We start from the raw sequence: 13,203 nt of genomic DNA on the forward strand, positions 1-13,203 counted from the left end.
TCATGCGATGAAAGGAGAGCCCTATGCAGACCCCGACTGCAGAAGAAACGGAAATCCGCAAAGGTCTGGATGATTTGGTGCAGGCATTGCGGGCCAAGGACATAGAAGCCCTGATGGCACACTATGCCGCGGATACTGTCGTATTCGACATCAGGCCGCCGCTGCGGATCGATAGCGCCGATGCCTACCGAAAGAATTTCGAGGCGTGGTTTGCCTCGGTTGACGGCCCGATTGATTATGAGATGCACGAGCTGCTCGTCACGGTCAGGGACAACGTGGCGTTCTGCCATGGTCTGTGCCACGTCAGAAGCAAAAGAACCAACGGCGAGAAGTCCGACTATTGGGTGCGGGTGACGTCGGGTTTGCGCAAGATGAGCGACCGCTGGATGATCACGCACGAACACATATCCATGCCGATCGATCTCCGGACAATGCAGGCACAGCCGGAGTTTCAGTCGTAGCTCCGCGGACGTTTCGCACGACAACAAATTTCTTCCGGCGCTGCCCGTCGACCGACCTCGCCAAGAGGCTTGCCGAATTCGCTGACCAATCGATCAGCCCCGGTGGTGCACCGTACCGCCACGGATTGACGCGCGACACTTTAGCTGCAAGGTATATTAACGTTCTGTTTACCATATATATTGGTCTCGGCAGGGACTTGAGGGGGCAATTTGGAACCGTTTCTGGGCGCGAACCGCCTTAATTGGGATGATCGAGCCGAGCTGCATTCGACCGACACAACGGGCAGCTACCACATAGAAAATGTACTGGCTGGCGGATCCAATCTCTATGAGCTGGAAACGCGCGAGGTCGGTGACATTGTCGGCAAGGATATCGTCCATCTGCAATGCCATATCGGGCTCGACACAATCAGCTTGAAGAATCTGGGCGCCGGCAGCGTAACCGGCCTCGACTTTTCACCGACGGCGATCGCAGCGGCGCGGGATTTCGCTGCAAAGGCAGGCACTGACGTGCGCTTCGTGGAGGCGCCACTGTTCGAGGCAGTCGAAGCGCTTGGCCGGACCTTTGACATCGCTTACGTTACCTGGGGTTCGGTAAACTGGCTTGACGACGTGTTCCGCTGGGCGCGGGTGGTTGCCGATCTGCTGCGGCCCGGCGGCCGGCTCTATCTCGCCGAGGGCCATCCGTTGATGTTCCAGTGTGACCGCAAGGCTGCGGCGCTGGAGTTCAAGCATGACTGGCGAACGCCAATAGCTCGACCACTCGCATGGAACGAAGAACTCACCTATACCGGCGACGACCGCATCTTGAAACATCCGCGCTACTATGAGTGGATTCATCCGGTCAGCGACGTGGTGAACGCGCTGATTTCAGCTGGGCTGACGCTGGATTTTCTCAATGAGCACGACACGGTTTCATGGCAGCACTTTTCATTTGCCGTGAGAGCCGGCAAGGATATGTACGGCCTGCCGGAGAACTCTCCCAAGATCCCAATGGCCTATTCCATTGGCGCGACGAAACGTAGCGTCGGCAAGATACCCTACCTGGTTACCGCCAAGGCGATTGAGGGCCACTAATGCATGTCGCGCAAAAACATGCCCTCGGGCTTGAACCGAGGGTGTGCGGCGGTTTTGCGATAACGACATGCATCAAACAAAACCTGAAGCGTCGCATCAATCCATTCAGCCGCGACGCGCTTTAAGTCGTCAGCCGGAGCCGCAGGTCCGTGTCAGCCACTCCGGCCACCTCGGGCGGTTGGAGGGTGCAAAAATTTTTAGGGCCCGTGAAGGTCAAAATTAAACATTGATAGCTAATATACCTTGGTCAGGTTGGCCCAGAACCTGAATAGTATCTGAGGAATCGCCTATTGGCTCCTTTCCGCGCTAGGTTCGGCGGTATCAAGAAGGCCGTTTTCTCGTCGGCAAATATCCCGGCGGCAATGGCGGTGATCGTTATTGCCGTTGGCGCAGCGTTCGCGGACCACCAGAACAAAGTCGTCTCGGATCAAGCCGCCCGAGCGGATGTCCTGGCCAAGGTCAATCTTATCCGCGCCAAGCTTGAAGGCAACATCAACGGAAACCTTCAACTGGTGCAGGGACTGGTCGCGGCGGTCGTGACTGAGCCCTATATGGGACAGCAGCGCTTCGCCTCGCTGGCGAGCAACCTGTTTGGCAGGGGCTCGCAATTGAAGAATATTGCCGGCGCGCCCGATCTGGTCATTTCTCTGATGTACCCGATGAAGGGCAACGACAAGGCGATAGGCCTCGATTACCGCAAGGACGAGCGGCAGCGTCTGGCCGCGCTAAGGGCGCGAGACGAGCGCGAGCTAGTTCTTGCCGGTCCCGTCGACTTGAGGCAGGGAGGGCAGGGCTTCGTCGGCCGAATTCCGGTCTTTGTACGCAGTGCGGGCAACACCGAAAGGTTCTGGGGCATCATTTCGGCCGTTGTCGACGTTCAGCGCCTTTATAAGGCGAGCGGCCTGCTTGACGATGATCTCGGGATTGACGTAGCGCTGATCGGTAAGGACGCCCTCGGTCCAGGCGGAGAGCAATTCTTCGGCAATGAGCGCGTCGCCAAAAGCAATCCGGTGACAGCCGACGTCCTGCTTCCGTCCGGTTCGTGGCGGATCGCAGCCATTCCCAAAAACGGCTGGCCTTCGACGCCCGACAACGCGTGGTTCTTGCGCGCCATCATGGCGGTGGCCGGGGCGCTGGTTGTGATCCCATTCCTGATTACGGGTCGCCTGATTGGCGAGAGACAGCGCAACTATGCGGAACTGAGTCGATTGTCGAGGCGCCTGGAGCTCGCTCTGGAAGCATCGGCTATTGGCGTTTGGGAACACGATCTCGCGACCAACGAACTGGCGTGGGACGAACGCGTCAATGAAATATACGGCAAACCAGCTGGGGAGCACCGCGGCTACCTGGACTGGGCGGGAGCAATCCACCCGGATGATTTGGCTGGCGCCAACGCCGATTTCGACCGCGCGATGGCCGACGGCGGGCCATATTTGTCGGAATACCGGATTATTCGGCCGGATGGTGAGATTCGCCATGTCCGATCCAAGGCGATAATTTACCGGGCCGCAGACGACACCCCAAAAATGATTGGCGCCGAATGGGATGTGACAGCCGATGTCCTGTTGAACAAGGACTTGGTTCGCGCAAAACAGCTTTCCGAGTCGAAAAATGCAGAACTCGAGTCGGCCAAGGAGCGCATAGAGCACATTGCGCTCCACGATTCGCTGACCGGTTTGCCCAACCGGCGTTACCTTGACCAGGTGCTGGAAGATTACGCGGCAAACGCCAGGCGGACCGGCGGGTATGCGGCACTGCTCCACATAGATCTGGATCGGTTCAAGCATATCAACGATACGCTTGGCCACGCCGCAGGCGACGCAATGCTTGTTCACGCCTCGACCGTCCTCCGATCCAAGGTCGATGGCGAGGGATTCGTCGCTCGGATCGGAGGAGACGAATTCATCGTCCTGTGCGTGGTGCATGACGATATCGAGCAACTGGCGCTGCTCGCTGACCGCGTCATCAGCCAGATGCGGGAACCGGTCTACTATCAGGGCCATCGATGCCGTTTTGGCGTGAGCGTGGGAATTGCAGTCGACAACGGAAAAGATGTCGAAGCCAAACACCTGCTGGTCAACGCTGACATCGCGCTTTATCGAGCAAAGAGTCGTGGGCGCAATCGATACGAGTTCTTCACCGAGGCGATGCAAAGCGAGATCGTCGAGACAAAACGGATTGCCGACGAAATTCTCGGCGGCCTTGAGCGCAACGAGTTCATTCCCTTCTACCAGCCGCAATTTGACGCAAAAACCCTTGAAATTGTTGGGGTTGAGGCGCTGGCGCGATGGCGGCATCCGGAGAAGGGCATTTTGGCGCCCGACGTCTTCCTCAGGATTGCGGAAGAATTGAATGTCGTCTCGATCATCGATCGAAACATATTGGAGCAATCGCTTTTGGATCTCGAAGGGTGGACTGCTGCGAATCTTCACATTCCGCGGGTGTCAGTCAACGTTTCGGCACGCCGCCTTCAGGATGAGGAACTCATAAAGAGTCTTCGGGAACTAAATATCAAGAAGGGAACAGTTGCCTTCGAGCTCGTTGAGTCAATTTTCCTCGACGAAAATGATGATTTTGTCACCTGGAATCTTGAGCAGATAAAAGACCTCGGCATTGACATAGAAATAGACGATTTTGGCACGGGCTACGCCTCTATAGTCAGCTTGCTCAAGCTGCAGCCTCGCCGGTTGAAGATAGACCGCCAACTGGTCATTCCAATTGTCAAATCGCCGCAACGAAGGCAGGTCGTCTCATCGATCATTGAAATCGGCAAATCCCTGGGTATCGAGGTCGTAGCCGAGGGTGTCGAGACGATGGAGCACGCACAGACACTCAAGAGCTTGGGCTGCGACATACTGCAGGGTTATGCCTTCGGGCATGCGTTGGATGCCGACGGACTAAAGGCCTTCGTTCGATCTCGGCGTCTGCGCACGGAACGGGTTTTGGATGAACCGCTCCGGTTGGGTAGAGTATAAGCGCATACGCCTCACGTCATAGAGTAGCGCTACGCTTGAGTCTTGGGATTTGGAGATTGGCCGATCACGGCAGCGAAGTTCTGGGGGCCTATGCACCCGATGAGACCTGGCCCCGGACAAGCTGATCGGCGACCCCTATCTCGGCATCGGCCCGGCACGGAGGCAGTACGAAACGCACAATGGCAGCCTTGGCGGTTGTCCAGGCAATGGCGCGGATATGTCGGCAGACGATCGATGATCTATCGGATTGACTGGGGACTTGTCGCGATGCTGCTCGCCGGTTGCGAAGGGGCGCTGTCCTTCATCATTAGGGGGATGTGAAATGTCCGGCTCTTCTGCAAGACGTCGTTGCCGATCGCACCGCAATCGGCAGCGGCCGGCGAAGCAGGCCGAAGTGCACTTGTCACTGACCAGGGAACGATATCGGCCCCCATGTGTTAGAAATCCATGGACACTTTGGAACCCCAGGGCCACGGGACGGTGGCCGACATTTTGACATCGGAAGTTGCCAATGCCAGGCAGCGCATCCACCGGACCGAGCTCGCGCTTCAACGTACTGAAGAAATGCTGGCCGAGAACCTCGCGCTGCGCAACAGGATACGAACTGCGGTCGAGGCCGCAGACCGCTTGGTGAAGATCGATCCCCCCAGCTTTGAAGGACGTCGCGCGGGTTGAACTGGGCCGGCGTTTGATTCGTCGCGCCCTTCAGGACACCGGCGCCACCACTCTCGCTCCAGAACTTTGCCAACCACATCTACGTCTGGGCTGCACGCTCGCGAACAGCCGGAACCAACGGCGACCACAAGCGGTTTACCAATCAAAGGGACCGCAATGGATTCGGAATAATGGAACTTTTTTATACGGAACTGGCGCGAGCCCGACAGCGGCTTAATCGGGCCGAGCGCTCCCTTGAGCGTGCGAACGAGATGCTGGATGATGACTGCGGTGTCGGCATCAATATCGCGCTGTGCAGCAGGATACGGGCTGCGCAACAGCGCGTAATTGAGGCCAGATCGCGGTTGACGAAGATCGATCCCACCAGCGCTGACGGAGTTCGCACGGGTTGATCCGGCCCGACGACGTGCCGCCTCGGGCATATAGGACGATCGGTTCGGCACTCCGGCGGTCGCGCACCAAGCAAGCCAACGCACTGCTTGAGGCGACGCGTTCGGTCTTAAGGCCAACCATTTTTGCTTGGCGATCTCAACGAATGGCGGGTGCACAGCAGATCCTCGTTGCTGGCGCTACTGCCGCATTTTGGTCCAATTCACACCGTGCTGTCCAGTTTCCCTTCGCGTTTCCCTTTGCTTGCGCTCGATCGGATCCTGGCCAAACCACCAAGTCTGATCTCCAGCCTCGAAGTGCACCATACATCGCTATCTCGGATCGCCTCCGATCATCTACTGATCATGGCACGATTAAATCTCCAGGGGATTCGACAGCTACATTTGCAACCAGATTACCTTTGAAGGGTTCTTGCTACGATTTTGAGCAAGGCCGGGTTTCTATCGCTAAAGGGTAGGAATTTTATGGAAGTACCCATTACGCGGATTGCACAGGACAACATCAAAGCAGGCAAGAGCGGCTTGCTGCTGGTCCCGGACAATTATGACGCCTTCGCCGGGCGCGTTCTGGCGGCAAGGAGTGCCGTTCGCAGTCTCGATCTCATGTACTACCTTTGGCACGATGACCACACTGGCCGCTTGCTCTTGCAGGAAGTTTTCCGGGCCGCTGAGCGCGGCGTGCGAGTTCGCATGCTCCTTGATGACGCCAATCCGCGAAAAAACGATGCGGCCTATCTGGCCTTGAGCAATCATCCAAACATCGAGTTGAAGTTGTTTAATCCGAGCGGCGTCAGGCAACGCAGCGTCATGCGCGCTGTGGAAATTGTATTGCGACTATTTGCGTTGACCCGGAGGATGCACAACAAGGCATGGATCGCTGACGACAACGTTGCTATCGTAGGCGGGCGCAACGTTGGCGATGCCTATTTCGACGCAGCAGAAACCAATTTTCGCGACTTAGACGTGCTGCTCCTCGGTCCTGCCGTGCAGCAAACCGTCGAAATATTTGAGGCATTCTGGGCTTGCGAGGACGCGAAATCAATCAGTGTCCTGGGTCCAGCCGCGGGGAACGAGCATTCCGATTTGTTTTCAGGAAGCGATCTCGAAACCGAATCAATGCTTTTGAACGGGATCGGTGACCGAGGGTCCATCGCAGAGTTCATCGCGGCCAGCAACGACGTGCATTGGGTGGATCGAGTTCGGGTGATTTCCGATCCTCCAGAGAAGGTGAGAGGTTGGAGACGTCGCAGCTGGCTTACCAAGGAGTTGCTTCCCCTCATAAAGTCGGCGCGCAACAATCTGGAAATTGTATCTCCCTATTTCATCCCTGGCAAAAGGGGCTCCGCGGTCCTGATGGACCTCGTCAGCAATGGGGTTGACGTTTCCGTTTTGACCAATTCCTTGGCCGCTACAGACGTCGCCGCGGTTCATGGGGCTTATGCAAACTATCGCAAGCGATTGCTGAGGAATGGCGTAAGACTGTTCGAGCTCCAGCCCTTCACTCGCGGTCAGGGAATTTCGGTGTTTGGCTCCAAGGGTGCCAGTCTGCACACCAAATCGTTCACGGTTGACGACAGGGCTGGGTTCGTCGGTTCCTTCAATTTTGATCCCCGGTCAGTGTCTTTGAACTCGGAGATGGGCGTGCTCTTTGAGGATGCCGAATTAGTCGGTGAACTTCGGCGCTTTTTTCAAGCGGAGATATCACTAGAAACCAGCTATCGGCTGGAACTAAAGAACAATGTGCTGCACTGGCATGGATGCGAAGAAGGCAAACTCCAAGAATACACACACGAACCAGAGGCCGGAATTTTTCGCCGGGTTCTGGCGGCCTTGGTCCGCCACCTTCCGGTTGAGTCTCAGCTTTAGCCAGACCCACTAAGATAGTATAGGTGCTAACGGCGGGATCGACGCGGCGTTCTTGCCGCGCCGGGTACGGCATACCTGAAGAACGGCGACGTGAATGTGCCAAGCACAGCGCCCCGGGGCCGCGGTGGAAAGGCCGGGAGCATGAAGCATCCGCCCTCTGGCAATTGTCAGCTTGCTGCCGCCGATCGCGTGAAGACGATGGTGACCTTCGTCCCTTCGCTGGCGCTCGAGGCGACGTTGAACTTTGCGTCCGCAACTATCACCAGGCAGCCGTCGCCACCGGCGATACTGTGCAGCTTTATCGTTCCGCCTTCACGCCCTTGGAATGCATGCTTGAGTGCATTTGTGAGCAATTCGTTCACGACCAGTCCCGTTGGCATGGCGACGTTGATCGATACCGGATAGGTATCCACCTTCATGTCGAGGCGGATCCCCTCAACGGCATGCGACCCCATCACCGCGGAGGCGATCTGGCTAAGATAAACGCCGAGATCGACCTCATCCTTCTGCTCGTCTGCCGATAGCGTCTGGTAGAGGATCGCCAGAGCGTCGACGCGGCCGGCGAGCCTCTCAAATCTTTTCTGGTGGGGCTCGGTCGCGTTACGGGTTTCTAGACGGATCAAAGCGGTGATCATCTGTAAGTTGTTCTTCACCCGGTGCTGCAGTTCGCGCAACAGGGTGTCCTTCTCACGGACGCGCTCCTCCACCAAGCGCGCTTCTTCAGATTCGCCATGGGATGAGACGTCGACCAGAGCCACCAGTCGGAAGCAGTTCGTGCCGTTATCGTCCACGATGATGTTTGAATAAACGTCGACAAGAGCCGGGTTGGCCCCGACGGGCTCCAGCCGGAAAGTGCCGACGAAATCGGTTTCCTCGACCAAGGCCTCGGGCAGAGGCCGGCCCTTCTGCTGGTGGATGCCAATGCCGGAAAGTGCTCCCCAGTTTTGCCGGGTAAGCTCGGCTGCCTTCAGGCCTGACACTTTTTCGAATTCTGGATTAGCATAGACGACGCGCTCCTTCGCGCCTAAGTCCGACACGGCGATAGCGATCGGCACCTGGTCAAGAAATTTTTTGAACTGCTCGCTTTCCAGCGCGGTGGCAAGGTCCGGTGTATCGAGAAATTGCTCAACTGCCTCAGCCTTGTCTGAATCTGATGTCATCTTGGTCGCCTGTGCTTTGCGTGGGAGCCTCAGTCTCAGTCATGCACTTTGCTCGACACTGACAACGCTGGAAGCGGCTGCGCGATGTCAGGAGTAGGACGAGCCCGCGTCACGGAGCGGCAGAGCCATGGGCAACACAGGCCGTCTTGCTGAGAGTTCAGTCAACCTTGCGTCACTTTGCACGGCCACGACCTTTTTTCCAACAGCGTTGTACCAAAATCCCGTCTCTGCCAATCGAAATTGACGATCTGCACGTCGCCGGAACTGCCGACAGAATATTTCCGCCATTTGCAATGGGCTCACCTGGCAGCGGCGGCGCCGGTGGCGGCATGCGGTGGCCAAACCGCACCCCGCATGTGCTCATCCAGGTCTGGCTGCTTCGCCGCGACACGATCGGGCGAAACGGTATGCTGCGCCGGTTCCGGCCGCCTTGGAGTTGCCCGGGTTGGCTCGCGGGACCTATCGGGTCATCGCCTGGGATACCGCGGCCGGCAGGCAAACGGGGGAATGGCAAGCGAATTCCGACATGGCTGAAACTTGATGTGCCGCCGTTCTCTGCCAATGTGGCGCTTGCCATTCGCCGAACCTGAGCAGGATGGAGACTGCGCCTGAAGGTATTCATTTGCTCGCTGATCTGACTTGTCATTGCCCAAGGTCTTTGCAACTTCGTCGCCAATGCCGATGTCAGTGATCTGCGCCAAGCGAAGTTGCGCGGAGATCTCACGAGATCTGCGCATTAGGTGTTGCGCTCGCCCGAACGCGACTGCTGGTTGGCAGCATCGGCCGATCCGCCCAGCGTGTCGGCGACCGTGGCACCTCGCGCACCCATCGGCTGCTGCGCACCTGTGGTGGTGTCCTTGGCTGTCTGGTGCTCCATCTCAGCATTCAGCTCCGCCCCCACAATCAGGACAATCACAGAGATCCAGGTCCACATCATCAAGCCGATGACTGCCCCCAGGGCTCCATACGTCGCGTTGTAGTCGGCGAAGTTCTCAAGATAATAGGAAAACCCTATCGAGACCGCGATCCACACTCCAGCCGCGAGGAAGGCGCCCCATGTCGCCCATTGCCACTTTGCCCTTTCGCGGCTGGGGCCGTAGCGGTAGATCAGCGTGATCCCGAGGCCGACCAGGATCAGCATCATCGGCCACCGAAAGATCCGCACAAGGGCTTCGGTCCAACCGCCGAGGTTCAGCAGCGCAAGCATGGCCGGCACGATCCCCACCGAGACGATAAAGCCGATACCGATGAGGATGGCGCCAAGTGTGAAGCCCAAGGCCAGAAGATTCAGATGGATAAAGCCGCGCTTTTCACTCTCCTCGTAGGCGATGTTCATGGCTTCGAATAGCGTCTTGATGCCGTTACTGGCGCTCCACAGTGCGACGGCAAGGCCGAACATGAAGCCGAAGCTGAGCGCGCCAGTCTTCTGAGCGGCCAAGGACGCAAGCTGAGATCTGATAATGTCCAGACCGTCCGAAGGCAGTACGCCGCCAAGGAACGCAATGTGCTCAGCGATGGTCTGAGGATCGGCGACAAAACCGTAGATGGACACGAACGCGGCAAGCGCGGGAAAGAGGGCAAGCAACAGATAGAATGCGGCCCCGGCCGCGATCAGCATAACACGGTCCTCGTTTACTTCAGCAAAGACCCGCCACAGCACGTCTTTCCAGCCACGGCTGGGGATCTCTGACGGCCATTCGGCATTGCGTCCGCGGCCCTGCCGTCTGGCCCGCCGCTCAAGCTGCACTTGATCTTCGTAAGCGTCGTCGGTTGTTTTTTTCGACATGGCTGCCGGTCCGGAGCATCTTCTTCGCGGCCAAACGTATGAAAGCGCCAAAGGATGCAGGTGCAGACCTGCGCCCGCAAACAAACATCCGCCGTCTGCAGAAACACTGCGCCACCCCATGCGACGAGTTCATGTGATAGCGATACTGCCCTGCCCAGAACCTCAGTGGCTTGTTCGAGCGACCAATGAGAATAATCAGCTTTCTACCATCTCAGCCAATCGTGGTGGTCGGCTGATTGCGTTTTAACTTTGGCGCGGCCGGCCGGCGGGGATTCTGGGCGTGGGCGGTCGGGAGCTGGTGCCTCTTGGCGTCCAGCCGCTCCAGCATGCAACCGACGATAGCCTGAAAGCCGGGCTCCATGGCCTCCTGGCAATTGATCTCCCGATCCGCGTATTCGCCCTGTCGTCTTGGCGGTCTGATCATTCAGGCTTCCTCATAGATATCCCTCGCCGTCGGACTCGCGTCGCCGGATCAAGCCAGGCGATGCGCCCTCACTATCCAAAGCGAAGCCTATTCGCCTCCTGTGTCTTTCAACCAGCTCGCGGTCGCATTCGGGCACGCAGCGGTCGCTGCAACCGACATTCACAACTACCTGTGCGAAAGCGACGGCGAGCGCCCACCGCGCGGTTGACCCGCAGACATCACCGCTGGACGTTGTTCCTTGGTCTTCCCCAGCGCGCCAATTCGAAAAACGACCGGACGTCTATTTCGCCGTGGGCATTGTTGGCCGCCAGGAGCAACCGGATCGGAGGCCAGGCGGTGTCACGATTGGCGGGAGGCATCGTTCTCGCAGAGAGTTCTTTTAGGTGGAAGGGCTGGTCTCGCCGCCGGCGACTTTGGCGAGCAGCATCCCCAAGGTCAGGCGCGCTCGTTCATGGCTGCGCCGACAAAATATTCTCAAGAAGCTCGACAGATAGAGACGCCAAGTATCAGAGCATGATGCGATCCCTCGATAGCGAAATGCCTGGCGGAGCGGGAAGTGAATTGAACCAGGGGTTGACCCCACGAAGTCAGAGTGACGTGCAGCGAGACGTCTCAAGGGAACCTTTCCGGCGTCGTGCGCTTGTTGAGCATGCGTTTCACAACCCCGTGAGCGACAACAAAAAACGCTGGAACCAAAAGGAAATCCGCCATGGCGAAAGAAAAGACATTGGATGATCTCTTCCTCGATACGCTCAAAGATATCTATTACGCGGAAAAGAAGATCCTGAAGGCGCCTCCCAAGATGGCGCGCGCCGCCTCATCGGCCGATCTGAAGGCAGCCTTCGAGAAGCACAAGGACGAAACCGACGGTCATGTCGAGCGCTTGCAGCAGGTTTTCGAGCTCCTTGGCAAGCGGGCACAGGGCAAGACGTGTCCCGCGATCGACGGCATCATCGAGGAGGGCGAGGAGATTATGGAGGAGTTCAAGGGAACTCCCGCACTGGACGCCGGTCTGATCTCCGCTGCCCAGGCTGTCGAGCACTACGAGATCACCCGCTATGGCACGCTGAAGCGCTGGGCTGAGGTTTTGGGCATGAGCGACGCCGCCAAGCTGATCGAACAGACGCTCGGCGAAGAATCTATGACAGACGAGGCGCTCACCGGATTGGCGGACGCCTCGGCCAACGAAATGGCCAAGGCCGCCTGATCACACACCAGCCACCCCAACTGTGTTGGGGTGGCTGTTTTACTTCCAACATCCGTCTTTCGATAGGAGGCAATCATGGGTCGTGGCATTCTACTCTGGCTGCTCGGAGTTCCTATTCCGATCATCATCCTTCTCGCGCTGTTCATGCGGTAGGAGGAATCCGTGGCATCAACCATCCTGGCGACCGACGGCGCCGCGCCGGTCGAGTCCTCGTCATCCGCAGTCAACTGGGGACCGATCATCGCCGGCGCCTTCGCTGCCTCGACCCTGACGTTCATCCTGATGCTTCTCGGGTCCGGCCTCGGGCTCACGATGGTGTCTCCATGGTCCAACGAAAGCGCCAGCGCCACCACCTTCGCTGTGTCCACTGCGATCTGGCTGGTCATCGTGCAATGGTTGTCATCCGGGCTCGGGGGGTACCTGACCGGGCGCCTTCGCACCAAATGGGTCGGCATTCCTACGGACGAGACATTCTTCCGGGATACCGCGCACGGATTCATGGCCTGGGCGCTGGCGACGCTTCTGGTCGTGTTCGTGCTCGGTTCGGCGCTGTCCGCGGCAATCGGCACCGGCGTCAAGGCGGCCTCGACAGTGGCCTCGGGAGCAGCAATGGGTGCCTCGGCAGGGGCGACCGCAAACGCCGGGAACGACGGAGGCAGCGGCGCGGCGTCGTATTTCGTCGATGCGCTGTTCCGCCCGAACGATCCTTCCAGGCTGGCGGCGCCGGGCGCGGAGGGCGATGCGACAGCAGCCGCACAAGCCTCCCGCATCCTCATTACGAGTGCGGCGGCCGGCGAAGTCTCGGCCGACGACAAGACTTATCTGGGCCAACTCGTGGCCGCTCGCACTGGCTTGTCGCAAGCGGATGCTACTGCCCGGGTTGATGCGGTGCTTGCTCAGGTCGAGGCGGCCAAAGTCCAAGCACAGGAAGCAGCCGACACAGCTAGAAAGGCCGGCGCCAGCTTCGCGTTGGTTGGCGCGCTTTCTCTCATGATCGGTGCGTTCATCGCCAGCGCAGCGGCAGCGTTAGGCGGCAAGCAGCGCGACGACGAAGAAGACGCGCTCCATCTCACAGCCAGTCGAAGCTGAAGACGTCTACTCCCGGCCGACCGAGAGGATCGGCCGGACTCCATCTCCCGCCGCGCTCCCTTGTTTTTGTGCAACGCAGCAACGATATTGCTGC

At 58.4% G+C, this 13,203-nt stretch carries 11 protein-coding genes; 8 read left to right on the forward strand and 3 right to left on the reverse strand.

Going from position 1 to position 13,203, the window contains the following annotated elements:
• Positions 1–23: 23 nt before the first annotated feature.
• The 6 genes from AC0L2R_RS00255 to AC0L2R_RS00280 all read left to right on the forward strand — a co-directional run bounded on the left by AC0L2R_RS00255 (position 24) and on the right by AC0L2R_RS00280 (position 7,443).
• Positions 24–461, forward strand: coding sequence for a YybH family protein (locus tag AC0L2R_RS00255; RefSeq protein ID WP_473507332.1), 438 nt, complete (start codon positions 24–26; stop codon positions 459–461).
• A 210-nt stretch (positions 462–671) separates the two neighbouring features.
• Positions 672–1,538 carry a class I SAM-dependent methyltransferase gene (locus AC0L2R_RS00260; protein WP_023803186.1) on the forward strand — a complete coding sequence of 289 codons (867 nt, stop codon included), beginning with the start codon at positions 672–674 and terminating at the stop codon, positions 1,536–1,538.
• Between the two features lie 362 nt (positions 1,539–1,900).
• Entirely contained in the window at positions 1,901–4,513 is a 2,613-nt protein-coding gene (locus AC0L2R_RS00265; RefSeq protein WP_473507725.1) for a bifunctional diguanylate cyclase/phosphodiesterase, read from the forward strand.
• A gap of 447 nt (positions 4,514–4,960) precedes the next feature.
• Positions 4,961–5,188: a hypothetical protein gene (locus AC0L2R_RS00270; protein ID WP_023803181.1), complete on the forward strand. Its 228-nt coding sequence runs from the start codon at positions 4,961–4,963 to the stop codon at positions 5,186–5,188.
• A 170-nt stretch (positions 5,189–5,358) separates the two neighbouring features.
• Positions 5,359–5,580: a hypothetical protein gene (locus AC0L2R_RS00275; protein WP_473507333.1), complete on the forward strand. Its 222-nt coding sequence runs from the start codon at positions 5,359–5,361 to the stop codon at positions 5,578–5,580.
• Positions 5,581–6,042: 462 nt separating this feature from the next.
• Positions 6,043–7,443 carry a phospholipase D family protein gene (locus AC0L2R_RS00280; RefSeq protein ID WP_473507335.1) on the forward strand — a complete coding sequence of 467 codons (1,401 nt, stop codon included), beginning with the start codon at positions 6,043–6,045 and terminating at the stop codon, positions 7,441–7,443.
• A 167-nt stretch (positions 7,444–7,610) separates the two neighbouring features.
• On the opposite strand, the gene AC0L2R_RS00285 is transcribed toward AC0L2R_RS00280, so the two are convergent.
• The 3 genes from AC0L2R_RS00285 to AC0L2R_RS00295 all read right to left on the reverse strand — a co-directional run bounded on the left by AC0L2R_RS00285 (position 7,611) and on the right by AC0L2R_RS00295 (position 10,813).
• Positions 7,611–8,603 carry a sensor histidine kinase gene (locus AC0L2R_RS00285; RefSeq protein ID WP_473507336.1) on the reverse strand — a complete coding sequence of 331 codons (993 nt, stop codon included), beginning with the start codon at positions 8,601–8,603 and terminating at the stop codon, positions 7,611–7,613.
• A 736-nt stretch (positions 8,604–9,339) separates the two neighbouring features.
• A complete protein-coding gene (locus AC0L2R_RS00290) occupies positions 9,340–10,389 on the reverse strand; it encodes a YihY/virulence factor BrkB family protein (protein ID WP_419696736.1) in 1,050 nt (349 codons plus the stop codon).
• A 211-nt stretch (positions 10,390–10,600) separates the two neighbouring features.
• A complete protein-coding gene (locus AC0L2R_RS00295) occupies positions 10,601–10,813 on the reverse strand; it encodes a hypothetical protein (protein WP_473507337.1) in 213 nt (70 codons plus the stop codon).
• 709 nt (positions 10,814–11,522) lie between these two features.
• Here AC0L2R_RS00295 and AC0L2R_RS00300 point away from each other — a divergent pair.
• Together AC0L2R_RS00300 and AC0L2R_RS00305 are read left to right on the forward strand one after the other, a co-directional pair.
• The gene (locus AC0L2R_RS00300; RefSeq protein ID WP_473507338.1) at positions 11,523–12,020 is read left to right on the forward strand and encodes a YciE/YciF ferroxidase family protein; all 498 of its coding nucleotides are present in this window, start codon (positions 11,523–11,525) and stop codon (positions 12,018–12,020) included.
• Positions 12,021–12,182: 162 nt separating this feature from the next.
• Positions 12,183–13,109: a hypothetical protein gene (locus AC0L2R_RS00305; RefSeq protein ID WP_473507339.1), complete on the forward strand. Its 927-nt coding sequence runs from the start codon at positions 12,183–12,185 to the stop codon at positions 13,107–13,109.
• The last annotated feature ends 94 nt before the right edge of the window (positions 13,110–13,203 follow it).

The organism is Mesorhizobium sp. WSM4820 (genome assembly GCF_055811075.1).

What these genes read in the sequence shown, in the direction of transcription:
- AC0L2R_RS00255 (WP_473507332.1), top strand. Translation starts at nt 24, where the DNA reads ATGCAGACCCCGACTGCAGAAGAAACGGAAATCCGCAAAGGTCTGGAT.
- AC0L2R_RS00265 (WP_473507725.1), top strand. Translation starts at nt 1,901, where the DNA reads ATGGCGGTGATCGTTATTGCCGTTGGCGCAGCGTTCGCGGACCACCAG.
- AC0L2R_RS00270 (WP_023803181.1), top strand. Translation starts at nt 4,961, where the DNA reads ATGGACACTTTGGAACCCCAGGGCCACGGGACGGTGGCCGACATTTTG.
- AC0L2R_RS00275 (WP_473507333.1), top strand. Translation starts at nt 5,359, where the DNA reads ATGGAACTTTTTTATACGGAACTGGCGCGAGCCCGACAGCGGCTTAAT.
- AC0L2R_RS00280 (WP_473507335.1), top strand. Translation starts at nt 6,043, where the DNA reads ATGGAAGTACCCATTACGCGGATTGCACAGGACAACATCAAAGCAGGC.
- AC0L2R_RS00285 (WP_473507336.1), bottom strand. Translation starts at nt 8,603, where the DNA reads ATGACATCAGATTCAGACAAGGCTGAGGCAGTTGAGCAATTTCTCGAT.
- AC0L2R_RS00290 (WP_419696736.1), bottom strand. Translation starts at nt 10,389, where the DNA reads ATGTCGAAAAAAACAACCGACGACGCTTACGAAGATCAAGTGCAGCTT.
- AC0L2R_RS00295 (WP_473507337.1), bottom strand. Translation starts at nt 10,813, where the DNA reads ATGATCAGACCGCCAAGACGACAGGGCGAATACGCGGATCGGGAGATC.
- AC0L2R_RS00300 (WP_473507338.1), top strand. Translation starts at nt 11,523, where the DNA reads ATGGCGAAAGAAAAGACATTGGATGATCTCTTCCTCGATACGCTCAAA.